This is a genomic window from Chitinophagaceae bacterium, assembly GCA_016710165.1.
Lineage (GTDB): Bacteria > Bacteroidota > Bacteroidia > Chitinophagales > Chitinophagaceae > Ferruginibacter.
This window is the reverse complement of sequence record JADJLJ010000001.1, coordinates 313,523-336,311: the sequence shown is the minus strand read 5'-3', so window position 1 is coordinate 336,311 and position 22,789 is coordinate 313,523. Positions and strand designations below refer to the sequence as shown.

The following is a 22,789-nucleotide window of genomic DNA, read 5'->3' as shown; positions in this document are numbered from 1 at the left end:
CCATGAGGTATGTTAAGTAAGCATTACCTGTGTAAAACAATTCTTCCCAATTCGGTATCTTCTCCGAACCTTATCGGGACATTGTTTATGACTGAATCCTTGTAGCCATTGGATGGCCGTATTATTACAGTGGCTGTATTTGACCGGATACCCCTAATCCTGAACTCTCCATCATGTTCCGGGATCGCGGTAAGCGTATCGTTTCCGGAAACAGCCATCACCAGGGCGGGTAATGCTGCCGAAGGACCGATCTCCCCCTCTATCTCACCGGAATTACCCCGGCAGAAATGACTGAGTTTTAATTTCAGTTCCAGCCTGCCGTTGCTTTTGATGCGGATGGAACCATGGCCGTCCATATCAAGCCATATCCGGAAACGCCGTACGCCAATGCGATCCAGGCCACCATGTACATCAATGGTCAGTACGGCATCACTGCTGTGCAGGTCGAGCGGGATAGCAACCCCGTTGAGCATAACATAATTGCCGTTGCCCAGTGTTAACCGTATCTTTTTTACTTCGCCATTGGGGATATAGCCCGATGCAAGTAACGTGTCGATTCCGTTCCGGAAGCGCAGGATATTATATACGCCGGACCGGATGGTCAGTACATCCCAGTGTTCGGCGCCCGATGAATCTTCTACTTTCACTTCCAGCTTCCGGATGTCAATAAAGATGGAATCAAAGATCTGGGAAGGGTCGTCGGTAAGCATCACCTGCAACTGGCTTTTACCGGCAGGCAGGTTGCCGGTATCATCCACGGCTTCTTTCTGGCAGGAAAAAAGGAGGATGATGGCAGCGGTGAACAGGGAAAGGAGGATGAGTGGTTTTTTGTTTTTCATATGAACCAATTTTTTTGTGATGAGATCTTGTCCGGATAACGATCGCTAAATTAATACCCGTTCAGTACCTGTACGGGTAAAGCTCACCGAACCGTAAAAAATCAGTTGCTGAACAGGGAAAAGCAGTGCCTGTATCATTCCGGGCAAAATAAAAACGCCCTGTCCGGGGGCGTTTTTAAATGAAACAGCTGCAGGCGGGTATTACTCTACTGCAGTAATGATCTTCATCTTCACATAATCCTTCAGCGTGGAATTGTATATCTCTTTTTCCACGTAGCTGACCTTGATGGACCTGTTGAGGTGATTTTGTGATTCGTTGACGAGTTTGTTGGATCCTTCAAAGTATTCCATCCACCAGAGTTTTTCTATTTTGCCGGACGCATCTTTAACCTGGATATGCGAAATATCCCCGGGCATGATCTTTACCAGGGTACCGCTGATGACAAGTGTCTTGTTTTCTTTTCCCATCGATTCCTTCATCGCCTGCGGGTTGCTCATGAACATTTTTAAGAACACAGGACAGTCTTTGGCCAGTTTCATACCCACTTCCCTGCCAATGTTCTCCATGCTTTTCTCGTCTTCAAAATCCATGTTGTATACACTCTTCAGTTCCTTTTCATACTTTATGATCACCGGCATCATGGCCAGGCCCAGCTCCAGTTCCAGTTCTTCCATGCTCTTGTTGGAGATGTCTTTTTTGGCGATCTCATCGCAGGTCTCCTTCGACATCATTTTTAACAGGCTGTCTTTTGAAACCTGTGCAGAAGCTACGGGTGAAAGAAATAATAAGCAGATGCAGGAAATGATATATTTTTTCATACGTGAGATTAAAGATTAAAAATAGGGCAAAAAGGGTTTGAAAAAATTTATTTTTTGAATGCAAAATACACGGCACCCAGAACCAGGATAAAGCTTACGAGGTATTTCCAGTGAAAGGGTTCCTTCAGGTACCATACAGCAAATACGGTAAATACCACCAGCGTGATGATCTCCTGCGTGATCTTCAGCTGGAAGCCGGAAAACCCGTTTATAAAACCCAGCCGGTTGGCAGGCACCATCAGGCAATATTCAAAAAGGGCAATGCTCCAACTGATGAGAATGGCTTTCCACAACGGAAGGGAGGTGTTCTTTAGATTGCCATACCAGGCAACGGTCATAAAAATGTTGGAGGCAGTAAGCAGGAGGATCGTGCGTAACATGTAGCGCTCACGTTAATTAGCTGTTTTTCCGGAAAATAATATTCAGTAAAGCCAGGAGAACAACAGCTCCGATACCAGCCGTTACAATATAATTAAGCCAGGTTGTACCCGTGTTGATGTGTAACCCCAGTTTCGGCAACAGCCAATAACCGATGAACCCGCCGGCAATACCTACAACAATATTACCAATAAGACCCAGGCCGCTTCCTTTGAAAACCAATCCCCCAAGCCAGCCGGCTACAGCTCCTAAAACAAGGGTGATGATGAGTGATTCTGTTTCCATGATGGTGATTTTAAGGGTGATGAATGATGATGCTGGATACTAGATGCTGGATGGATCTCGATTATCGAATAGCTTTTAAAAATTCACACCGTACCTGTATCCAGTATCTTGTATCTTGTATCTTGTATCCAGTATCCGGCATCTTGTATCCGGTATCCGGCATCTTCCTTAATTCAGGCTCCTGAAATCCACGGGCACCAGCTTGCTCACCCCGGCTTCCTGCATGGTAACGCCGTAGATCACATCCACCGCACTCATTGTCATTTTGTTGTGGGTGACAATGATGAACTGGCTGTTCTCGCTGAACTTTTTGATCATCTGGGTGAACTTGCCTACGTTGGCATCATCCAAAGGGGCATCCACCTCATCCAGGATGCAGAATGGTGCCGGCTTGATCAGGTATATGGCAAACAACAGGGCGGTTGCCGTCAGTGTTTTTTCTCCACCGCTCAACTGACCGATGGAGGAAGGACGCTTGCCTTTTGGTTTGGCAACAATATCAATGGCTGTGTCGGCAAGGTTCTCCGGGTCAACCATGATCATGTCGGCCGTATCGTCTTCCGTAAACAGTGCTTTAAATACTTTCTGGAAATTCTCCCTTACCTGGTTGAAGGTATCAAGGAATTGCTGGTTGGCCGTTGCTTCCACTTCCTGTATGGTCTGCATCAGGCTTTCCCGGGCAGTTACCAGGTCATTCTTCTGCTCCAGGATGAAGTCGTACCGCTTCTTCATTTCGGTGTATGCTTCAATCGCTGTTGGATTGATCTCCCCGATATTTTCCAGGCGCTTGCGCTGTCTTTCATTTTTTTCTTTCAGTTCTTCCAGCGGCGTGTCGGTTGTACGTGGCTCGTCAATGATCTCATCCAGGTCAACCCTGAACTCAACATTCAGCCGCTCTTTCATTCCTGCCAGCTGCAGTTTCAGGTCGGTGAGTTTGTCTTTGATCTCGTTCAGCAGGGTATCAATGCCTTCCTTCGATTTGTGCTTAAGCCTTAACTCACTTTCTTTTTCTGCCAGTGCATTGCGCAGGTTGTAATAGGCCTGGTCTGCCTCGTTCAGTTTCTTTTCCTCGGCTTCCTTATCATGCAGCATGGTGATGACCAGCGTTTCCAGCTCTTTCAGTTTTTCAGCTGTCTCATTGATGCTGGCAGCCGCTTCACTTAATTGTGAATTGCTGTTCTCGATCTGTAGTTTCAGATCATTGAGCTGGTTACTTTTGAATTCAAACTCCTGTTTCAGCGAAGCGATCTTACTTTGCTGTTTGGCAAAATGCAGGTTGCCGTCGTTGAACGTGGTGGTGGCGGTATTGTATTCCTGTTCTGCCAATGCATAATCCTGCTCCACCAGCTGCACTTTATCGGTAAGTTGCTTTAACTGCGAATTGTATTCCTCCAGCATGGTACGGGTGCTGGCGATCTCTGCATGATTCGATTCCAGTTGCTGCTGCAGTTCGGTAATCCGTGCACTGCTGGTCTCTTCCAGGTGATGCAGGTTCTCTATCTTGTTCTGCAAAGAGAAAACCTGGTTGGTCAGCGTGATGATATCTGCCTGTGTTTGCTTAATGGCATGCTCTTTCAGTTGCTCATTAAAGGCGATCACTTCATTGTGGTGACTTTGAATGGTTGCCTTCAATGCATTCACTACGGTTTCCTGTGCTTCGATCGCTTCAGTAAGTTTTTCCAGGTTCTTCGCCCTTCCTATTTTCTTTCCTTCAAACAAACCAACGCTTCCGCCGGTAAGCGAATATCGGCCCTTTACATATTTACCCGTCTTTTCAAGTAATATAGAGCCGTTGCTGTGGTGAGCGGAGTCGAATCCACGGAGTGCATCATCGCTTTCGGCAATGAAAACATTGCCCAGCAGGTATTTGGCAAGGTTGGCATATTTGCCATCGATCTCTATCACACTCATCGCAGGGATGGTACCCTCCGGCTGATGCGGGGCATCAAACTCGATGAATTTATCCAGTAAAAAGAAGTTGGCCTTCCCCTTCTTGTGCTCATCCAGCAGGTGAATGGCCTGTAAACCTTCTTCCAGGTCATTCACCACGTAATAGTTCAGGTATGGTTCCAGCACATTCTCCACTGCGGCCCTGTATTCTTCCTTTACATAAATGATATCGCTGAGCAAGGGTGCCGTATGGTTCCATTCCGGGTTATTGTGCAGGAATTTCACACTCTCGGGGTAACCTTCCATAGAATCGATCAGGCTCTTCAGCAGGTCATGTTCGTTCCTGCGGCTGTCGAGTTTGCGGTTCTCATTGGCCAGCTCATTACGCAGGCCTTCCATCCTGTTCTGCGTTTGCAGAATCTGCTCTTTGGTGAATTCGTGGTGTTCCTGTAATTGTTGCAGGCTTGTTTTCTTTTGCTCCAGTTCTTCTTCCTTCTGTTTCTTCTCCGGCTCCAGTTGCTGCAGTTGCGCCTGGCGCTGTGCTTTCTCTTCCTGCACCTGGCCGATGGTGCGTTGCAGGTTCAGGATAGACGTATCGGCTACCGCCACTTTCTTTTCTGCTTCAAACTGGTTGCGCTGAATGGATTGGTTATCCCTGCGCAGTTCATCAATGTGGCTGCGTTTCTCATCAAATACCCGGCGCTTCTCTTCTACGGTGTTCTTTAACGCTGCCAGTTTTGTTTCAAATTCCTTCAGTTGAACATCGTCTTCTTCGATCTGCTTGCTGGTGAACTGTATGCTTTCATCCAGGCCGCTTAATTGTCCGCCGGCTTTTTGCAGAAATTCATTCAGCCCGGCCTCTCTTTCCTGCAAATATTGCAGGCGCTGGCCGGTTAAGCTCTTATCATTTTCCTTACTGCGGACTGCATCCAGCATATCATTGAACGCATGCTGCATCTGCTGCAGGGCCTTTTCCTTCTCTACCAGTTCCAGTTTTTCCTGTTCCAGCAATGCTTCTTCTTTGGCAATGGCTGTTTCCAGTTCGATCCGCCTGTCCACTTCTGCCTTTTGCTTTTCATTCAGGTCGTGGTAGGTGATGTTAAAACCTTCCAGTGCCGCTTTGGCCAGTTCAATACTGACCTCCTTGTATTCTTTCTTTATCTCGAAATACTTCTCTGCTTTTTTTGCCTGGCTTTCGAGGCTTTTCAGCTGGTTGTTGATCTCAAACAACAGGTCTTCAATACGGGCAAGGTCCTGCTCAGCTGCATCCAGCTTCAGTTTGGCTTCTTTCTTTCGTGTTTTGTATATGGAGATCCCGGCAGCCTGTTCCAGCATCCGGCGGCGGCTGTTTTCCTTATCCTTGATGATATCGTCCACCATGCCCAGTTCAATAATGGCATAACTGTCGTTGCTTACACCGGTATCCATGAACAGGTTATGAATATCCTTCAGGCGGCATGCCACATCGTTCAGCCGGTATTCGCTCTCCCCGCTTTTGTAATACTTGCGGGTGATGGTCACGGTACTGAACTCGGTGGGTAACAGGTTCTTGGTATTTTCAAATGTCAGGCTTACTTCAGCGAGGCCGCTGGCGCTGCGTGTTTTTGAACCGTTGAATACAAGGCTTTCCAGGTTTTCGCTACGCAGGTTGCTTATTTTATGCTCCCCGATCACCCAGCGGATACTGTCAACAATATTGCTTTTTCCACAGCCATTGGGGCCGATCACCCCGGTAATTCCCTCGTCAAAATTGAGTACGGTTTTATCGGCAAAACTTTTAAATCCTTTGATTTCGAGACTCTTTAAACGCACAGTTTTCTATATTTTATGTCAGACGGCAAATATAATGGAATGAACCAATAGAAAATTTTGATTTTTTACAGCGATTCTGCTAGTTATTCACAGTGACGGCAGGGTTGGTATCTGATCAACGGTGAGGCCATTTTGCTTTATCCACAGGATTTTTACTCATGCTGCCGGGTAAAAGTCCGATTATCATTTCCGTAATATTTTAAAATCCGGCTCAATAGAAGGTCAACCTGCTTTTTTCCCCGGATTTTAAGCAATAAGCCGGGTAATAACCCGTTGTATTTACGTTACCATGGCCAAAATAGCGGGCAAATGTGGTGACGACTTTTAACAACCTCTTTAAAAAACCAATCTTATGAAAAAAAGTTTATTCGCCATTCTGTTGGCTACCGCCACGATCACCATTTTTTCCTGCCAGAAATCCCCGGTAGAACCCAGGGCTGCATCAACGGATGAAGGTCCTGTTTGGGGCAGGGAAGGAATTGCTGAATGTCCTCCAACCGAAGTAACATTGATGGCCGGCCAAACGATCAATTCCGGTACTGTTTCCGTAACCAATGATGCAGACTTCATTTATGTTACTTATACAACTGCCCCGGGATGGTATTTGACCCAGACTCATCTGTATGTGGGTGAATGCGGATTGATCCCTGTAAATAACCCGGGTAACCCGATGCCAGGTCAATTCCCTTATTCAGGCTCACATAACTATGTAACCACATTTACTTACCAGGTGCCTATTTCGGCCATACCAGCCGGCGAATGCGGTTGCATTGCAGCACATGCCGTAGTTAAACAATTAAATGGTTCCGGCCAGGTTGTACAAACACAAACCGGTTGGGGAAATGGAACCCCTATAAACCTCAATGGGGGCAACTGGGGAATGAAATTCGATTATTGCAGTTGCGTTCCTGAATAATATAATTCAGATAATAAAAGAAGGCCGGTACAAATTGTACCGGCCTTCTTTTGCGTTAAAATCTTCCTAAAGCAGCAAAAGCTTTTTACTGTTACGAACCAATTCGTATTTTTGACGGTAAAAAATCAGTATGAGAAAAAATATTACACTCTTATTACTCCTTGGTTGCTCCGGGATCTATGCTCAGCCCAAAATGCTTACGCAGGCTACCATCACAACAAAGACCACCATTATATCCCCCGAGGGAGATGAAACTCCTGCAGGGAATTTCACATCCGAAAGCGGTGAACAGGTACGGGTGATGCGCTTTGGCGGTGACGGAGAAACAAAAACAACCACCTGGCTGAAAAATGACCTCATTAAAACCTTTTCAGAAAGTGAAATGGGCAGAACAACAGTGATACGGGACAATTCGAAAAAACTCACCACTACCATCATGGAAATGATGGGCAGGAAATCCGGTTTTTATGCCACCGATGCCGACCAGGAAGAAATGAGGAAGCGGATGGACAGCATGATGCAGAGCCGCAACCAGGCCGGGGTATCGGGTGGTTCGGGCAGGACCCCGGAATTCAGTATTGAGTATGTGAATGAATCAAAAAAAATATCCGGTTACGGGTGTAAGAAAGCACTGGTCATTGCAACCCGGGGAAATGGCAGAAAAGATACAACCCAGGTCTGGTACTGCCCCGATTATAAATTGCAGGGTATTGCCAGCACCGGTGGTTCAATGGGAGGCTTTGGCGGCTTTGTGAACCAGGCAGGAAGCAATGGAATGGAGAATCTGGAAGGATTTCCCATGGAATACGAGCGGAACATGGGCCGTGGCCGGAAGATGACGGTACAGGTCACCAAACTGGTGATCGACAAAGACGTGAACGATAAGGAATTTGAAATTCCAAAGGATATAGAGGTGAAACCGATGAAAGACATGCAGAACGGCGGCGGCGGGCCGGTATTCCAGATGCGGACCGGCGGATAAAGCGACTACCAGCAAATAAAAAAGCCTCCTGCAAGCAGGAGGCTTTTTTATTTGCTGGGTATTTATAGTTTATCTACTTCTTCTTTTTTCTTCAGGTATTCTTCTGCTTTTTTAGCATCACCTTTTTGCTTGTACACATTGCTGATAACATCCAGTACCTGCTTGTAGTTAACCTTGTCGGATGTTTTGTATTCTTTCAGCTGGGAGAATAACTCAATGGCTTTTTCGGCATAGGGTAAACTCTCCATCAACGTGGATTTGCTTGCCGCCAGCAGCTCATTTTTCCGCTTCACTTCTTCCGGTTTGGTTCCCTTGACCTTGTTGGCATCTTCCATGAGATCGAACGAAGTATTGTAATAATAATTTGCCAGCAGCATGTTGGCATCAATGGTTGAATTGATGGCAATGGCTTTCTTAAAAAGTTCCGGTATCTTTTTCTTCAGGATAGCCATATCCTTTACCTTGGTATCCTGTGAATAGATGAACTTCACCAGTTCATAGCCGTAATTGAAATGGACCATATAGTTGTTGGGATGGGTAACAAGCAACTCTTCATAGGTCTTAAAAAGTTCTTCGCCTTCCAGTCCCTTTACGGCAAATTCAATTTCAACGGCTTCCCAGTACGGATCGGTCGGGTAATGCTTTTTGGCCCTCGAAACATATTTGGTAAACATTTCCTTGTTGCCTTCTTTCCGGTATTTCTTCACCAGTTCATCATATGCCTCTGCATATTTTTCATCTGGCAGGTCGGCATCCGCGATTTTCTGGTAATAGATCATGGCATCATCGGTCCGTTTAAGCTCATTGCTCAATACTGCCAGGTTCCATACAATATCGGTATCATGCGCCGAGAATTTCAGGCCATTAGGCCCGTTCATGCTGCGGCTGTACACGTAGTCATGCACTTCGAGGGTCTGCTTGAAAAGGTCGCAGGAAGCTGCATAGTCCTTCGCATTGTACATTTTTACACCCAGGTCATACAGTCCATAGTATAAATTGTAAATGGTTGAATTGTTTTCCTCGGTGGTCAATGGCGCCTTCGGGTCAAGTTCGTGGTACTTCTTCAGCGCATTAAAAGCCTCCTGGCTGAGGGCCTTGCTTTCTGCTGCCGGTTTGTTTGCCTGGCGGGCAAGGTTGCTGTAAGTATACGCTTTGTAATACCAGCCCGGGGCCTTGGCAGCATTTTTTTCGATGCCCAGGTATTTATCGATCTCAGGTTTGGCTTTGTCAAACTGGTTCAGGATAATGAATTTTTTTATTTCATCCAGGTCCTGGCCCTGGCTAACCAGCTTTCCCAATACCATAACCAATGCTAAAAGTTTACGCTTCATGATTTCTTTTTTTGGACGTTAAAGGTAATTATTATTGTTATGCAGGATGATTTTTGCCGCAAATTTTCACAAATCACAGCTTGTTTTTATATCTGTTCATAAAAACCTGATTTATCTGCCCCGATTACATAAACTGGCGTAAATTACAGGTTCATTATTTCTACGTGATCTCTCAAAACAGCATACAGCAGATTCTCAGCCGCATCGACATTGTGGAGATCGTGGGTTCCTTTGTGAAACTTAAGAAAAGGGGCGCCAATTATTTAGGCCTCTGCCCTTTTCACAACGAAAAGACACCCTCTTTCACGGTTTCTCCGTCAAAGGAGATATACAAATGCTTTGGTTGCGGCCGCAGCGGCAACAGCATCAGTTTTTTGATGGAGCATGAGAAATACAGCTACGTGGAAGCCCTGCGCTGGCTGGCGGCAAAATACAATGTAGAGATCGAGGAGAGTGAGACCAGCCCGGAGTACAAGCAGCAGCAACAGGTAGCCGACAGCCTCTACATCATCAATAATTTTGCACAGAAGTATTTTACCGGAGCATTGTTCAACAGCGAAGAAGGACAGGATGTTGCGCTGAGCTATTTAAAGGAAAGGGGCTTCCGGGAAGAAGTGATCCGAAAATTTCAACTGGGCTATAACCCCGAAGCAAGGGATGGATTTACAAAAGCAGCGCTGGCATCGCAATACAGTCTTGACTATTTGCAAAAGACCGGGCTGGTGAATGTCCGGGATGGCAATGCATACGACAATTACCGGGGGCGCATCATCTTTCCCATTCACAACCAGAGCGGCAAAGTGCTTGGCTTTGGCGCCCGGATCATCCGGAGCAATGATAAAGCGCCCAAGTACATCAACAGTCCCGAAAATGAGATCTATGTAAAAAGCAAGATCCTGTACGGCTCTTATTTTGCCCGCCAGGCCATTGACAAAGCCGATGAATGCCTGCTGGTGGAAGGATATACCGATGTGGTGAGCCTGCACCAGGCGGGTATTGAGAACGTGGTGGCAAGCGGCGGCACTTCCCTCACTCCCGATCAACTGAGGCTGATAAAAAAATACACCAACAACCTGACGATCATATACGATGGCGACAGCGCCGGTATCAAGGCTGCCCTGCGTGGCCTTGACCTGGCATTGGAAGAAAGCCTGAATGTTAAACTGGTGCTGATACCGGACAACGAAGACCCGGACAGTTATGTGAACAAGGTGGGCACCGGCGCTTTCATTGATTTCATCAATGCCGGTAAAAAGGATTTCATCCTCTTTCAGCTGGACATCGCATTGAAAGATGCCGGCAACGACAGCAATAAAAAGTCGATCGTGGTGAACCAGGTGGCCGAGACGATCTCAAAGATCAACAAGGCAGAGGATTTTACAAAGCAGCAGGATTATATAAAGCGGTGTGCCGAGATCCTGAAGATCGAGGAAAGCGGCCTGCATGCATTGGTGAATAAATTCATCCGGGAAAAAGTGAACAAGGAAGAATCCCGCTCAAACAGGGAACAGCGTTTTGAACAGGAAAGCCTGAACGGCGAACCGCTGCATGAAGCAGACCAGGATGTACTGGCGCTGTTCAATAAAGATGAGATCCATGAACAGGCCATGATCCGGAGCCTCCTGGAGTTCGGGTTAAAGCAATGGAACGGGGAATTAAAAGTGGCTGAATATATCTTTACGGAGATCGATGAGAATCATTTGGAGGAATTATTTGATAACAAGGAACTGGTAAGGATCTACAACACCTACAAGGCATGGTACCAGGCAGGAATAGAACCCACCCCCAAAAATTTTCTTTACCACGATGACCTGCAGATGAGTTCCCTGGTGGTACGCATCATGGATTTTAATTACGAAATAAGTCCTAACTGGAAAGAACATTTCGAAGGCCATATTGCCACCCGGGAAGAACTGTTTGCGGAAGAGGTTTTCTCTACCCTTAACTATCTCAAGCTGCGTAAAATAAAACGGCTGATGGATGAGAACCAGCGTGACCTGGAGAGAACCACTTCAGCCGAGGACCAGTTGATGCTGGTACAGACACACCAGCACCTGAAGCAGATGGAAATTGAACTTACCAAACAACTGGGTACGGTTATTTTCAGATGATTGAATATTGAACAAGGAACAAGGAGTCATGAATGTTGAAGTGTGGAACCTCGATATCCGAAATTCCTTTTTCCCTGTTCAATATTCTTTACTTTTCTCCCGCCATCTTCATGATCAACTCCCACTCCTCCGGCTTTACCGTCTGTACACTAAGCCTTCCCAATCTTACCAGGTCCATGCCTGCAAACCGTTTATCTGCTTTTAATACGGCCAAAGGGACCGGCTTTTTTAAAGTCTTTGCTGCTTTTATATCCACGGCTACCCAGCGGTCGTCGCTGGTGGTAGGGTCCTGGTAAGCTTCCTTAACCACTTTGGCGATGCCTACTATCTCAACTCCTTCATTGCTGTGATAAAATAAAGCCTCGTCGCCTTTTTTCATTGCCCGCAGGTTGATACGTGCTGCATAATTGCGTACTCCGCTCCAGCAGGTTTGTTTGTCTTTTACCAATTGATCCCAGCTATAGGCCGAGGGTTCTGATTTTACTAGCCAATATGCCATGCGAATTAAAAATTAAGAATTAAAAATGGAGACCGGTAAGATCCCTGGCGTAAAAATACTGACTGCATAGAATAAATACCTGATTGTGCAATTATTTTTTGATCCGGCAATCCAAACCCCTTCATATCCCGTAATTAAACCTGTTGTCGGCCTTACGACAAAAAGCTAAAATCATTCATCTAAAAACAATTACAATGAAAAGAAAGAAACTACTGCTGGCAGCGATCGCTGCGGCAACATTGATCACCGGGGGCATCATCTATGCGGCCGACCACATAGATACGCCTGCCGTAACAGCACAACCAACAGATATCACCGATCTGTATGTTTTCCGGGCGCAGGATCCGAACAACCTGGTGTTTGTAGCCAATACACAGGGCCTGCTTGCACCGGGCAGTACCGCAACCGCCAAATTTGATGAAAACACCCTCATTGAATTCAACATCGACAACAATGCAGATAACATCGAAGACCTGGTCATCCAATGCAAATACGATGCTGCATCAAACAGTATGCAGGTTTACGGCCCTGTTTTACCATCTGAAAAAGGAACAAGAAGCAGACTGGAGGGAAGTGTAAGCGCTTCTGCTGCTGTAACAGCCTATGGCGCTGCCGCACCAGTCATCGGAACAGGTATTACCGGTATCAGGGTCTTTGCCGGCCCGAGAGATGATCCGTTCTTCTTTGACCTGAACCGCTATAAAGCGATCCTTGCCGGCACCGCACCCGGATTTAATAACCCGGGCAGCGACACATTTGCCGGCACCAACGTACTGAGCATTGTGGTGGAAGTTCCAAAAATATTATTGAACGCTGCCGGTAACATCAATGTATGGGTGGAGACCAAGAAGAAAATTTAATTACGCAACACATTAAACAGATAAAAATGAAAACAATAAAATTATTTACGATCGTATTGGGAAGCGGCCTGCTTGCTGCATCCTGCAAAAAAGAGGATGACAGCACCCCGGCCCCAACGGTTTATTACCAGCAACAGGACCAGATGGGAAGGCCGGCCATCAACACGGTATTCAATGTGCCGGCAGCCGACAAAGATGCATTCAACGTTACCACGCCATCCAATATGGGAGCTGCTTTCCAGGCAAAATTCCAGGCAAGGTTACTGGCATTGAACCCCGGTTATACCACCAATGCACTCACATTGAATGCTTCCGCATTCACCGGCATACTGGCAACAGATGTACTGGGTGTTTCAACAACCGGGGTCACCACTTTTTTCGATGGCACCAATGTACTGACCGGGCGGAAACCGGATGATGATGTAATTGATGTGGAGTTATTGCTGATCTTCGGCGGACCAGCAGGTACCAGCAATCCCGGGCTTACCAAAGATAATGTGAATGGAAACGACAAACCATTCCTTGCTTCATTCCCCTACTTAGCGGCCCCTTTTTGATCCGTGCACTAACATAACGCGGCGGAGAATTATTTCTTCGCCGTTTTCTTTTTACTCATTTCATACTTCCATTTAAAACCGGTCATCAGCCACCTGCGTAAATAGGATAAATGGCTGGTAAACGGATACCAACATGAAAAAGCTTGTTCTCCTGGCAATCTTAAAATTACTGTCGCCGGCATGGGAACATGCACAAAATTCGGTGCCGGAAAAACTGCTGGTCCCGCAAACAAGCAAGGTCCGCATCCCCCGGAAAGATGAACCCAGGCATGATCCGTATTTTATAAACAGTCTTGCTATTGCAGAACATGAGGAAAAAAATATTTTTTCTTTTCTCAATAACGAACCGCTTCTGAAACTATCGCTTTTTCCAAAAAGGTCCCTGCTGTTCTTTACTGAGATCACATTCACCGACCTGCTGGAGAACAGCATTAACCGCATAAAACCAACCCTGCTGAATACCTATGACGATCACATAGATGAACTGTTCCGGGAAGCCCCTTCCCTGTTTAAACTGAAGTGTACCATTGCATTTTAATTCAAACCCTCCATCCCGGTTTTACGTACATGACCTTACGTAACCAAAACAAAAACAGCATGCATACAAAGAGCCATCACCGTCCCTTAAGAAGATTTGGTCTTATGATCCTGTTCTTGCTGGTAAGCCAATCCCTTTTTGCCCATGATGTAGTGGGCGAACTGGAAACGATGAGCAGGACCGATGCGGCCCTATTGTACCTTAAACTGGGTTTCACACATATCCTGCCCCTTGGTTTTGATCATATCCTTTTTGTGCTGAGCCTGTTCTTACTCAGTCCCCGGTTAAAACCAGTGCTCTGGCAGGCGACAGCATTTACGGTTGCCCATTCCATCACTTTGGGACTGGCCATGTTCCATGTGATCACACCTTCTTCCAATGTCGTTGAGCCCATCATAGCGCTGTCTATCATGTATGTGGGACTGGAGAATATCGTTTCACCCGGTTTGAAAAAGTCAAGGATCGGTATCGTGTTTTTGTTTGGGCTGGTACATGGGATGGGCTTTGCCAATGCGCTGGGAGAACTGGGGTTACCTGAAAATGCATACCTGACATCCCTGGTCATGTTCAATGCGGGTGTAGAACTGGGACAAGGAGCCGTGATCTTATCCGCCTTCCTGTTGTTTGGCAAATGGTTTGGAAATAAACCCTGTTACCGTAAAGCCGTTGTGATCCCACTCTCTGTACTGATCACCCTAATGGCAGGATATTGGACAATTGAACGGCTGTTTTTCTGAAAATACCGCCCCGATGGGGCTTTTACACGTTCGATGATCGGCATTTTCTACCAATATGCCGGCCCAATGGGCCTTCAAAAATATCCAAAGATGTTTTCCGGCCTTGCTACCCTAAAAAATAAACTGGTCAATCCCCGGGGCAACATTTTATGATCTGCATTTTTACCAACAAGCCGGACCAGTGGGCTTCGAAAATATCCATAGATGTTTTCCGGATATGTTACTCTAAAATGGGCAATAACTGCCTGGGCAACTTCATGGCATTTACAAATATGCCGCCTAGGCTAAATATCCATAGATGTTTTCCGGATATGTTACCCAAAATGCCGGCAATAAACTGGCCAGCCCCCTGGGGCGAAATTTTGGTAATAGAAAATAAGATCTCTTTATAAAACCCCGTAGGGGTGACATTTTGAAATATCACCCGACGGCCTTATACCGGATAGGATTAAATATTTCTCCGGCAGATACCTTGCCTATTCTGATAATACCGCAAGTTCCGGGTTTTAATTCGTTGCCCGTCTTTGTACTTTTGTCTTACTATGACAGATTACGAAAGAATAGAAAAAGCCATTGTTTACCTAAAGGAGAACTTTAAGGAACAGCCCGACCTGGATGCTGTTGCCAGGCAAGTGCACCTGAGCCCTTTTCATTTTCAACGGCTGTTCAAGGATTGGGCCGGTGTGAGCCCGAAGAAATTCCTGCAGTTCATCAGCGTGGAATATGCAAAGGGACTTTTGAAACAGGATCTTTCTTTATCGGATGTGAGTTTTGAAACAGGATTATCCGGCACCGGCCGGCTGCACGACCTGTTCATCGGCATTGAAGGCATGACGCCCGGAGAATTCAGGAACGGTGGTGAAGCGCTGAAGATCAATTACAGTTTTGCAGAAACAGCATTTGGTGATATCATCATTGCCTCCACGCCCAAAGGCATCTGCCAGCTTGCTTTTGTAAAGGATGAAAGAGCCGGGATCGGGAACCTGCAATACTTTTTTCCAAACGCCAGCCTGTTCCAGAAGACCGATATGATCCAGCAGGATGCGCTTCGTTTCTTTACCGGCGACTGGAGCGACCTGCAAAAAGTCAAGCTGCATTTAAAAGGAACTGCTTTTCAATTGAAGGTCTGGCAATCCTTATTAAAGATCCCTTTTGGAAATATCTCCACCTATGCATCCATTGCAGCTGACATCAAAAGCCCCGGCGCATCCAGGGCGGTGGGCTCAGCGGTCGGAAGCAATCCCGTTGCCTTCCTCATCCCCTGCCATCGCGTGATCAGGTCTTCCGGCGTTATTGGTGAATACCATTGGGGCAGCGAACGCAAGACAGCCATACTCGGCTGGGAAGCGGCGAAATGTTCCCCGGAAAATTAAGTCAGCAAGTTTCGGGTTGCAGCAGGATCATTCGTGCCGGAACTTTACATTCTAAATTTAAACACATGCAGAAATTCAAGATCGTTCCCTTAACCGGGGAATATGCCAAACAGATCCGTGAAACACGTAAAGATGATTTCGGCCACGAAGTGACCGAACAGACAGCAACCGGAAAGGGTCCCTGCCGGGTGTCATTAAAGCCATTTCGGGTGGGAGAAGACAAGCGCCTGCTTTTATCACACAGCCCCTTTGCCATTGACAATGCCTTTAACCAGCCCGGCCCCATTTTTATCCACGCTGAAGAAGTGGAAGTTTATAAAGACATTTACCGCTTCCCTCCCGAGATAAAAGCAGATAAAGAGAATTTTCCCCTGTCTTTGATCGGGTATAGCAAAAGCCAGAAAATGGTCTTTACCAAATTGGTTGGTGACCGGGATGTTGATGAACTGATCCCGGAAATATTCGGATCCAACCCCAAAATTGATTACCTGCATGCGAGGAATGCGGAGGCCTGTTGTTTTATTTGCAGGATCGAAAGGGTTTAGAAAAATCGTTTTTCAATGGCAGGCAGGGATTTAGTTGACCGGAATGAGTGGAAAACTCCCGATCATTTCCTTGCTCTTTTCTGCCATTCCACTAAAAAATAAATAACCAGTCCCGCCCCGGTCGCAATGGCAACATCCCTGAGTTCATTCAGCCGGGAGCTGCCCAGGAGCCAGGCCGTTATTGCTATACCGGCCACGGCAAAGAACCTGCCATAGGGAATTTTAAAATACCCGGTTTGTGCAGCATTCTTTTTCCGGAGCCTGATCAAAGCAATACAAACAATGCCATAGATCATTACCCGGGTAATGGCGCTGAGGGAGGCCGCAGATAGAAAAGAGTAATTGATGGAGACAATGATCGTGGCGGTCATAAACAGCAACAGCGACAGGGTGGGTGTTTTGTATTTTGGATGAATAAAGGAAAATACCTTCGGAAATTGTTTTTCTTCACTGAACGCATAGGGCAGGCGGGAGCCCACCAGCATGATGGCATTGAGTGTGCCGGTCACGGAAAATAAAGCGCCGATGGCGATGATGGTAGCGCCGGTTTTGCCCATGAACAAGCCGGCCGCCTGGGCCAGGGGTTTTCTGCAGAAGCCAGCGCAGGCAATGTGCCGATGGACACTACCTGTATCAGGATATAAATGACCGCTATGATGAGGGCGGCAAGCAGGAGGGCAAAGGGGAGATTTTTGCCGGGATCCTTTACTTCACCGGAATTCACCAGCACCGACTCAAACCCTCCGAAAGCAAAGACCAGCAGGAGTACGGTAGAAGAAAAGGAAGAAAAACCAGGCACCAGCCGGATCTCGAAATTCTTTGGTTCAATAAAAAAGGATCCGACGATTATAAAGAGCAGTAAAGGCAGGAGTTTTGCAACTGTTAAAATATTATTCACCCGGGTGGAGTCCTTTACGCCGATATGATTTATAACGGCAAGGAACATAGTTAATGATATAATGCTGATGATCCGTGCGGATGGGAGGGTGAACCAGTCCGAAAAAACAGAAAGATAGGTGACGAGCAGGTTGATAAGCGCTGCATACGTGATCAATCTTGTTACCAGCAGCAGCCAGCCTGTAAGAAATGCCGGCAGGGGGCCAAAGGAGGAAAGGGCATAGAGGTAAGGCCCTCCGGTTTTATCAAAGCGGCTGCTGACCTCGGCAAAACACAGAATGATAACGAAAACCGCAATGGCGCAAACCCCGAATGCGGCAATGCTGTACACCCCTGTTTCCCTGAATGTTTTTGCCGGCAACCCAAATATCCCTGAGCCAACCACGCCATTGATGATGAGCAGTACCATTGCCCATTTCCTTATACTCCGGTTTAGCATTGAGAAAAGGTAATGAAAAAGACTGAACTGAGTTAAAAACTCATAACCATTGCATCCCGGTCAGAGACCGGGACGAACGTGAAAAGACTGAACTGCGTTAAAACCAATACCCCGATGATCCCGGTTAAGTTCAGTCTTCCAAAGCCTCCTCCAGGTACCTTACCATCGAAGGCCCCAGGTCATACCGGTTCTTGTATGCCGCTTTAAAATACTGCTGTGCATTGTAACCCTTCTTTAGTCCCTGCATGAATCTTCCCATCCAGTAAAGTTCCGGCGCTTCCAGTGGTTTGCCGGAGACATATTGCTGACAGATCTTTGCTGCTTCCGCAGTTTTATTATTGCAATACAAAGCCCATACATACCAGGCATAGGTCTGCGGAGTGGCCCGGTTCAGCAATTCTTTTTTGCAAGGGCTTCTGCTTTTGCCGGTTCGTTCAATATGCCGGTATATAGTTCGATCATATACCTGTTATACATATTGCCGTAGGCCGGGGCCGTTACTGCATCAGCATATTGCTGTGCATATTTTTTCTGCATCGCCCTATCCCCTCTTGCGTCAGCAAGTTGTGACAATTTAAAAAGTGTGTCCGGTGTTTTTGTCTTTGACTGAACAAAACGGAATATCTTCTCAGCCAGCGTACCATTTTTATCGTGCACCAGTGCCATCCATCCCAGGCCCATGAGGGAATGAAGGTCGGCGGCATTTAAGCGGATCGATCGCATATACAGTTCATTGGCTCTTTGCAGGTTCCCGGTGTGCAGGTTCAGGTCTGCTTCATTGGATAAGGCAGCCTGCTTCAGCGTAATATTCATTCCGGCAATTGCTGCTGCCCGGTGCATGGCTGCCAGGGCGCTGTCCGCTTCTCCCTTGTAATGCGCCAGCCTGGCATAGCGGAAATTATAACCGTAGTCATTGTAGTCTGCGATCTTTTTCAGTTCTGTTTCCGCCAACAGGTATTGCCCTGATTCAAAAGCAACATCAAAGGAAGCGGCAACGGCATCGTATGGTTTCACATCCGCCTTCTTTGCTTCGGCCAGCAATGAATCTGCCTGTTTAAAACGGTGCTGCAGGATGCTGTTGCGCACCAGCGCCATGTTGGGAGCAGATTCTTTGTGGCTGTATGTGCCGTCTGCCTTTTTTAAAATACTATCTGCAGCAATGATGTCATGGATATCTCCCGAAAGGTGGAAGCGTTGAACAAGTGTGGAAGCATACCTTAATTCATTCAGCAGCCCGGGATTTTTGGGATCGATACGGCTCTTCCAGAACGGAAGGTCTGTTTCAACAGACCTTATCATTTCCGGTTCGGTGTAATTGGTGAGGAGGCTGTCAACAAATTCTGCTGATACAATGGGTTTGCTGTTTTCCCTGCAGGAAGCAACCAGTAATAATGCGGCTAAACCGAAGATGAGTTGTTTCAAGGTCAACGTTTAACCGTATATACGGCTAAACCGCAGGAACGGTTCTTACGGGAGGTCTTTTTATTCCCATCCACTGGCCAGCACATCTGCAATATGCATGGTCTTAATGGGCAGGTTCTTTCCCTTGATAAAGCCCTCCAGCTGCATCAGGCAACTGAGGTCGGTGGAGATGATGTATTCAGCACCGGTGGCCATGGCATTGCTCACTTTCTGGTCGGCCATACCGGCTGAGATGGCGTCAAATTTTACTGCAAAGGTCCCGCCAAAACCGCAACAGGTTTCCACGTCATTCATTTCAACCAGTTCAAGTCCCTTTACCTGGCTTAATAATTTACGGGGGCCTTCTTTGATCCTGCATTCCCGCAAGGCAGCGCAACTGTCGTGATAGGTGGCTTTTGCATTCAGCTCGGCGCCGTAATTCCCGATCTTGAGCACATCGGTCAGGAACTCGCTGAATTCATAGATCCGTTTGCCCAGGTCCTTCACCTGGTTGTGCTGCGAGGAATTATCGAATATCTTTCCGTAGTAATTGCGCACAAAGCCCACACAACTGGCGCTGGGGCCAACAATGTAATCAACGCCATCGAAATCTTTTAAAAACTTGCTGCAAACATCCCTTGCTTCATTGCGGAAGCCGGCATTGTAGGCGGGCTGGCCGCAACAGGTCTGGTTGGTATTGTACAGCACTTCACAGGTGGCTTTCTCCAGCACCTTCACCATATTAAAAGCGGTCTGGGGGTAAAGCTGGTCAACAAAGCAGGGTATGAATAGCTGTACTTTCATTTTATTTCAATGTCTTTAAGTATTCCTTTACCGGAACGGTTTTATTTTCCAGGGGATCGTAGATCTTTACTTCCATGGTCTGCGGGTCTACATAAAAATGGTACCAGGTCTCAAAGCGTTCGTCACTGTCGTATCCTGCCAGTACCGAGATCCCGGCACCCTGGGTATTATCAAGCATGAATGATATACCCTGTTTGTGGTTGCTGATGGAATCAATATAGCGGTTGCTTTTTTGAACAAACGGGAGTTTCATCAGAACAGCCGTTACTTTTTGCTCCAATGCCGTATCAGTAAATCTATGAATGTACTCCTGTTCGGCTTTCACCCCTGTTCCTTTGGGAACCGGGTCTTCTTTTACTACCGGTTCTTCCGTAACGGATGAATCATTATTACATGCTGTAAAAGAAAGAACTACAAAGACAGCAAACAGGGTCCTCATGTAATTTTTTATTTAAAGGTAGCAACTAATGCCATCATCTTAACTGCCGTTACAGCTGCTTCTTCTCCTTTGTGGCCGTGTTTACCACCCGTACGCTCATCTGCCTGCTGCTGGTCATCTACCGTAAGTATCCCAAAGATGGTGGGCACCGGTAGGGAAAGATTGAGTTGCACGATGCCATCAGTGACGGCTTTGCATACATAATCAAAATGCGGTGTATCGCCCCGCAGCACACAACCCAATGCGATGAAGGCACAGGGTTTGCCGTCTTTATACTTCATGGCTTCCCAGTATTTTTTTATGGCAAAGGGAATTTCAAATGCGCCGGGCACGGTGATCAGTTTATGGTTCACGTTGTGCTGCTGCAGCACCTGCAGGCAACCTGCTTCCAGTTTATCCACGGTCTGCGCATTCCATTCGGTACGCACAATTACAACACAGGCATCCGGCGGTAGCTGGATGCCTGTGGTATTATTTAAGTTAGCTGAGTTTATTGACATAAGCGTGAAACCTGAGTTGTGAGTCGTGCGGGATATTCCCAATAGCTCCGTGCCAGTTCCTTATTGCCGCTGTTCTATTTTGTTACACCAAGTCTTGCCAAGTACTTTTCTACATCCCCTGATTTTACATGTGAACTGGCAGGATAGGTATCATTCAGTTTTTGAAAAAGTTCAATGGCGTCTTTTGTTTTGCCAATTGACTCCGCATACCTGCCCGCCATGAACAAGGCTTCCGAAGCCATTCCTTCATCACCGTCCACCACCGAAGCGGCTTTCTTGTAATAAGACAATGCGTCATCGGTCTTCTTTTGTTCTGCATAGGCATGGCCCAGCATTTGATATGCTTTGCTTTGTATCTGGCTTGCACCATTGCCGTCAAATTCCTTCAGGTACTTGATGGCTTTATCGTATTGCTGCAGGTGCAGGTAGCATGCGCCGGCCATGAATCCGGCCCGGTTGCCTGCCGGGGTACTCCCGTAGCTGCTGATGATCTTCAGCAGACCGGTAACGCCTGTCGCTTTATCTCCGTTCAATACAATGTTGACCGTGTCTTTGCCAAAATTTGACTCCGTGGACATTTTACCAAAGAGTTTCTCTGCCGGGAATATCAGGTCATTGGCTTTTTTCTCATTCGGTATCTGGAACATGTACTTGTAAACCAGGTACCCGCTGGTCAATACGATCACCACCGAACTTGCTACGATGATAAGCTTGCTGTATTTTGCCCAAAAGCCTCTTGCTTTTTCAATTACATCAGCTGCTTCCATTTCTGCTTTTGCTTGCTTCTCTGCCATTTAAAAGAATTAAAAATTATGAATTAAGAATTAAAAATTGTTAGTCTACAATGAATGGATAGTCTTCCTGTACATATACGTCCTTCAGCAGTTCGCTGTCATCCGGCCAGGGACTTTCCTCGGCAAATTTCACCGATTCCTCCACTTCAGTCCGCACCCGGTCATTGATCACTTCAATATCTGCATCGGGAACTTTATACTGATCCTTCAGGGTCTTCAGCACGTGTTCGATCGGGTCCTTCTCCTTGTACTCTTCCAGTTCTTCTTTGGTACGGTATTTCTGCGGATCGCTCATACTGTGACCTTTATAGCGGTATGTTTTAATTTCAAGTAAAGTAGGCCCGCCCTTCTCCCTGGCCCTGTTCACGGCCCTCAATACACCGTTGTGTACGTTCTCCGGGCTCATGCCATCGATGCTGTCGCTGGGCATATCGTATGCATCGGCCAGTTTATAGATATCCAGTACGTTACTTGTACGGGCTACCGAAGTGCCCATGGCATAGTAGTTGTTCTCGCAAATGAACACTACCGGTAATTTCCACAACATGGCCATGTTAAAGGCTTCATGCAACATGCCCTGGCGGGCGGCGCCGTCACCAAAGAAACAAAGCACTACGTTATTTGAATTGCGGTATTTTTCTGCAAATGCCAGCCCGGCACCCGTGCCGATCTGTGCACCTACGATGCCGTGCCCACCAAAGAAATTTTCCTTTACGCCAAAGAAGTGCATACTGCCACCCTTTCCCTTGCTGCAGCCGGTGGCTTTGCCGTATAACTCAGCCATACATGATTTAGCCGAAACGCCTTTAGCGATAGCCAGGGCATGGTCGCGGTAGGCAGTGATGAATTTATCATCCGGGTTGGTGGCGGTCATGCAACCGGCTGCAACCGCTTCCTGCCCGATGTACAGGTGGCAGAAGCCACGGATCTTTTGCATACCATATAACTGGCCCGTCTTTTCCTCGAAGCGGCGTAAAAGCAGCATCAGTTCGTACCAGTATAAATAAGTTTCTTTGGAAAACTTTGTAGCCAATGGGTTTTAA

23 protein-coding genes and 1 pseudogene are annotated in these 22,789 nt (G+C 46.8%); 9 read left to right on the top strand and 15 right to left on the bottom strand.

Annotated features, from left to right (window positions below; genetic code table 11):
- Positions 1-23 precede the first annotated feature (23 nt).
- The 5 genes from IPJ02_01530 to smc form a co-directional block, all read right to left on the bottom strand.
- Positions 24-839, bottom strand: a complete 816-nt coding sequence (locus tag IPJ02_01530; protein MBK7374284.1) for a DUF4382 domain-containing protein — start codon at positions 837-839, stop codon at positions 24-26.
- A gap of 201 nt (positions 840-1,040) precedes the next feature.
- Positions 1,041-1,658 carry a hypothetical protein gene (locus IPJ02_01525; GenBank protein ID MBK7374283.1) on the bottom strand — a complete coding sequence of 206 codons (618 nt, stop codon included), beginning with the start codon at positions 1,656-1,658 and terminating at the stop codon, positions 1,041-1,043.
- A gap of 47 nt (positions 1,659-1,705) precedes the next feature.
- Entirely contained in the window at positions 1,706-2,038 is a 333-nt protein-coding gene (locus IPJ02_01520; protein MBK7374282.1) for a DMT family protein, read from the bottom strand.
- A gap of 16 nt (positions 2,039-2,054) precedes the next feature.
- A complete protein-coding gene (locus tag IPJ02_01515) occupies positions 2,055-2,321 on the bottom strand; it encodes a GlsB/YeaQ/YmgE family stress response membrane protein (protein MBK7374281.1) in 267 nt (88 codons plus the stop codon).
- 168 nt (positions 2,322-2,489) lie between these two features.
- On the bottom strand, positions 2,490-6,023 hold the full coding sequence (smc, locus tag IPJ02_01510) for a chromosome segregation protein SMC (protein MBK7374280.1): 3,534 nt from the start codon (positions 6,021-6,023) through the stop codon (positions 2,490-2,492).
- Between the two features lie 352 nt (positions 6,024-6,375).
- On the opposite strand from smc, the gene IPJ02_01505 reads away from it, so the two are divergent.
- Both IPJ02_01505 and IPJ02_01500 read left to right on the top strand, forming a co-directional pair.
- Complete coding sequence (locus IPJ02_01505) at positions 6,376-6,939, top strand: hypothetical protein (protein ID MBK7374279.1); 564 nt, start codon at positions 6,376-6,378, stop codon at positions 6,937-6,939.
- A gap of 130 nt (positions 6,940-7,069) precedes the next feature.
- A complete protein-coding gene (locus IPJ02_01500) occupies positions 7,070-7,921 on the top strand; it encodes a hypothetical protein (GenBank protein ID MBK7374278.1) in 852 nt (283 codons plus the stop codon).
- 62 nt (positions 7,922-7,983) lie between these two features.
- On the opposite strand, the gene IPJ02_01495 is transcribed toward IPJ02_01500, so the two are convergent.
- A complete protein-coding gene (locus IPJ02_01495; protein MBK7374277.1) occupies positions 7,984-9,252 on the bottom strand; it encodes a hypothetical protein in 1,269 nt (422 codons plus the stop codon).
- Positions 9,253-9,416: 164 nt separating this feature from the next.
- Here IPJ02_01495 and dnaG point away from each other — a divergent pair, with 164 nt between their 5' ends.
- Positions 9,417-11,363, top strand: a complete 1,947-nt coding sequence (gene dnaG, locus IPJ02_01490) for a DNA primase (GenBank protein MBK7374276.1) — start codon at positions 9,417-9,419, stop codon at positions 11,361-11,363.
- An 88-nt stretch (positions 11,364-11,451) separates the two neighbouring features.
- On the opposite strand, the gene IPJ02_01485 is transcribed toward dnaG, so the two are convergent.
- Positions 11,452-11,862 (bottom strand): EVE domain-containing protein, encoded by a 411-nt coding sequence (locus IPJ02_01485; protein ID MBK7374275.1) that lies wholly within the window; start codon positions 11,860-11,862, stop codon positions 11,452-11,454.
- A gap of 194 nt (positions 11,863-12,056) precedes the next feature.
- Here IPJ02_01485 and IPJ02_01480 point away from each other — a divergent pair, with 194 nt between their 5' ends.
- From IPJ02_01480 to IPJ02_01455, 6 genes are all read left to right on the top strand, one after another.
- Entirely contained in the window at positions 12,057-12,722 is a 666-nt protein-coding gene (locus tag IPJ02_01480; GenBank protein MBK7374274.1) for a DUF4331 family protein, read from the top strand.
- A 26-nt stretch (positions 12,723-12,748) separates the two neighbouring features.
- Complete coding sequence (locus IPJ02_01475; protein ID MBK7374273.1) at positions 12,749-13,279, top strand: DUF4331 family protein; 531 nt, start codon at positions 12,749-12,751, stop codon at positions 13,277-13,279.
- Positions 13,280-13,412: 133 nt separating this feature from the next.
- Complete coding sequence (locus IPJ02_01470) at positions 13,413-13,817, top strand: hypothetical protein (GenBank protein ID MBK7374272.1); 405 nt, start codon at positions 13,413-13,415, stop codon at positions 13,815-13,817.
- 59 nt (positions 13,818-13,876) lie between these two features.
- Positions 13,877-14,554 (top strand): HupE/UreJ family protein, encoded by a 678-nt coding sequence (locus tag IPJ02_01465; GenBank protein ID MBK7374271.1) that lies wholly within the window; start codon positions 13,877-13,879, stop codon positions 14,552-14,554.
- A 542-nt stretch (positions 14,555-15,096) separates the two neighbouring features.
- Positions 15,097-15,927, top strand: a complete 831-nt coding sequence (locus tag IPJ02_01460; protein ID MBK7374270.1) for a methylated-DNA--[protein]-cysteine S-methyltransferase — start codon at positions 15,097-15,099, stop codon at positions 15,925-15,927.
- 65 nt (positions 15,928-15,992) lie between these two features.
- Positions 15,993-16,472: a DUF1203 domain-containing protein gene (locus IPJ02_01455; protein ID MBK7374269.1), complete on the top strand. Its 480-nt coding sequence runs from the start codon at positions 15,993-15,995 to the stop codon at positions 16,470-16,472.
- Positions 16,473-16,534: 62 nt separating this feature from the next.
- Here the strand turns inward: IPJ02_01455 and IPJ02_01450 are convergent.
- The 8 genes and pseudogenes from IPJ02_01450 to pdhA all read right to left on the bottom strand — a co-directional run bounded on the left by IPJ02_01450 (position 16,535) and on the right by pdhA (position 22,779).
- A pseudogene (locus tag IPJ02_01450) lies at positions 16,535-17,808 on the bottom strand (amino acid permease).
- Positions 17,809-17,938: 130 nt separating this feature from the next.
- Positions 17,939-18,205: a hypothetical protein gene (locus IPJ02_01445; protein ID MBK7374268.1), complete on the bottom strand. Its 267-nt coding sequence runs from the start codon at positions 18,203-18,205 to the stop codon at positions 17,939-17,941.
- On the bottom strand, positions 18,199-19,230 hold the full coding sequence (locus tag IPJ02_01440; GenBank protein ID MBK7374267.1) for a hypothetical protein: 1,032 nt from the start codon (positions 19,228-19,230) through the stop codon (positions 18,199-18,201). The genes IPJ02_01445 and IPJ02_01440 overlap by 7 nt, the downstream gene beginning before the upstream one ends.
- A gap of 60 nt (positions 19,231-19,290) precedes the next feature.
- A complete protein-coding gene (locus IPJ02_01435) occupies positions 19,291-20,013 on the bottom strand; it encodes a (Fe-S)-binding protein (GenBank protein MBK7374266.1) in 723 nt (240 codons plus the stop codon).
- Position 20,014: 1 nt separating this feature from the next.
- Complete coding sequence (locus tag IPJ02_01430; protein MBK7374265.1) at positions 20,015-20,452, bottom strand: hypothetical protein; 438 nt, start codon at positions 20,450-20,452, stop codon at positions 20,015-20,017.
- Positions 20,453-20,460: 8 nt separating this feature from the next.
- Positions 20,461-20,952, bottom strand: coding sequence for a 6,7-dimethyl-8-ribityllumazine synthase (locus tag IPJ02_01425; protein MBK7374264.1), 492 nt, complete (start codon positions 20,950-20,952; stop codon positions 20,461-20,463).
- A gap of 74 nt (positions 20,953-21,026) precedes the next feature.
- Positions 21,027-21,746 (bottom strand): tetratricopeptide repeat protein, encoded by a 720-nt coding sequence (locus IPJ02_01420; GenBank protein ID MBK7374263.1) that lies wholly within the window; start codon positions 21,744-21,746, stop codon positions 21,027-21,029.
- A gap of 40 nt (positions 21,747-21,786) precedes the next feature.
- A complete protein-coding gene (gene pdhA, locus IPJ02_01415) occupies positions 21,787-22,779 on the bottom strand; it encodes a pyruvate dehydrogenase (acetyl-transferring) E1 component subunit alpha (GenBank protein MBK7374262.1) in 993 nt (330 codons plus the stop codon).
- Between the last annotated feature and the right edge of the window lie 10 nt (positions 22,780-22,789).

Excerpts from the sequence above, each read along its gene's own strand:
- IPJ02_01530 (MBK7374284.1), bottom strand. The coding sequence starts at position 839 with ATGAAAAACAAAAAACCACTCATCCTCCTTTCCCTGTTCACCGCTGCC.
- IPJ02_01525 (MBK7374283.1), bottom strand. The coding sequence starts at position 1,658 with ATGAAAAAATATATCATTTCCTGCATCTGCTTATTATTTCTTTCACCC.
- IPJ02_01520 (MBK7374282.1), bottom strand. The coding sequence starts at position 2,038 with ATGTTACGCACGATCCTCCTGCTTACTGCCTCCAACATTTTTATGACC.
- IPJ02_01515 (MBK7374281.1), bottom strand. The coding sequence starts at position 2,321 with ATGGAAACAGAATCACTCATCATCACCCTTGTTTTAGGAGCTGTAGCC.
- IPJ02_01505 (MBK7374279.1), top strand. The coding sequence starts at position 6,376 with ATGAAAAAAAGTTTATTCGCCATTCTGTTGGCTACCGCCACGATCACC.
- IPJ02_01500 (MBK7374278.1), top strand. The coding sequence starts at position 7,070 with ATGAGAAAAAATATTACACTCTTATTACTCCTTGGTTGCTCCGGGATC.
- IPJ02_01495 (MBK7374277.1), bottom strand. The coding sequence starts at position 9,252 with ATGAAGCGTAAACTTTTAGCATTGGTTATGGTATTGGGAAAGCTGGTT.
- IPJ02_01485 (MBK7374275.1), bottom strand. The coding sequence starts at position 11,862 with ATGGCATATTGGCTAGTAAAATCAGAACCCTCGGCCTATAGCTGGGAT.
- IPJ02_01480 (MBK7374274.1), top strand. The coding sequence starts at position 12,057 with ATGAAAAGAAAGAAACTACTGCTGGCAGCGATCGCTGCGGCAACATTG.
- IPJ02_01475 (MBK7374273.1), top strand. The coding sequence starts at position 12,749 with ATGAAAACAATAAAATTATTTACGATCGTATTGGGAAGCGGCCTGCTT.
- IPJ02_01470 (MBK7374272.1), top strand. The coding sequence starts at position 13,413 with ATGAAAAAGCTTGTTCTCCTGGCAATCTTAAAATTACTGTCGCCGGCA.
- IPJ02_01465 (MBK7374271.1), top strand. The coding sequence starts at position 13,877 with ATGCATACAAAGAGCCATCACCGTCCCTTAAGAAGATTTGGTCTTATG.
- IPJ02_01460 (MBK7374270.1), top strand. The coding sequence starts at position 15,097 with ATGACAGATTACGAAAGAATAGAAAAAGCCATTGTTTACCTAAAGGAG.
- IPJ02_01455 (MBK7374269.1), top strand. The coding sequence starts at position 15,993 with ATGCAGAAATTCAAGATCGTTCCCTTAACCGGGGAATATGCCAAACAG.
- IPJ02_01435 (MBK7374266.1), bottom strand. The coding sequence starts at position 20,013 with ATGAAAGTACAGCTATTCATACCCTGCTTTGTTGACCAGCTTTACCCC.
- IPJ02_01430 (MBK7374265.1), bottom strand. The coding sequence starts at position 20,452 with ATGAGGACCCTGTTTGCTGTCTTTGTAGTTCTTTCTTTTACAGCATGT.
- IPJ02_01425 (MBK7374264.1), bottom strand. The coding sequence starts at position 20,952 with ATGTCAATAAACTCAGCTAACTTAAATAATACCACAGGCATCCAGCTA.
- IPJ02_01420 (MBK7374263.1), bottom strand. The coding sequence starts at position 21,746 with ATGGCAGAGAAGCAAGCAAAAGCAGAAATGGAAGCAGCTGATGTAATT.